The organism is Streptococcus sp. 27098_8_73 (assembly GCF_041432495.1).
Classification (GTDB): domain Bacteria; phylum Bacillota; class Bacilli; order Lactobacillales; family Streptococcaceae; genus Streptococcus.
The window spans coordinates 1-527 of the sequence record NZ_JAPVZT010000030.1; the positions used below are offsets into that span (position 1 = coordinate 1).

The following is a 527-nucleotide window of genomic DNA, read 5'->3' on the forward strand; positions in this document are numbered from 1 at the left end:
TACCTCTGATGTTGCTTCAGAAGTATTTCCGCTATTATCAGAACTGCTTCCTCCATTGTCGCCAGAGTCGGCTTTTGCTAATTTATCTGCCAATTCAGCTGGTAGACTGGTTAGACCTTCTACCCGCTCGACCGTACCAGAATCATTTTCTCTGCCACCTGATGACTCGCTAGTAACCGTTGCTGAACTGGACGGTTGTACCACATCAGCCGATGCCAATGGCATACCAAATAACAGGACACCTATCATAACAGAACAAGCACCGATAGCATATTTTCGAATACTAAACTTACATTTCTTTTCCATAAAGGAACCTTCCTAGCTGTACGCTTCTCACCAGTAAGCGTTTGCAACTTTATTTAAAAAAATATATTTTATTTGACTTATTTAAATTGAATTTATCGTAAAAACAGACGGAACATAACTTACACTATATCTTTTCTCAAGCCATGTTCCGCCCTTAAATCGCTGGTACATAGACTAATGGCTATGTACCAAACTTTGTGTCGGAAATGTTTTTTACACAT

Annotated in this window: 1 protein-coding gene; it reads right to left on the reverse strand. The window is 39.5% G+C overall.

Translation table 11 applies throughout. The features are described 5' to 3' along the window. Positions 1 to 306, reverse strand: a 306-nt coding sequence (locus O3651_RS10115) for a YSIRK-type signal peptide-containing protein (protein WP_371610330.1), incomplete at its 3' end; no start/stop codon positions are given. Positions 307 to 527: the final 221 nt, after the last annotated feature.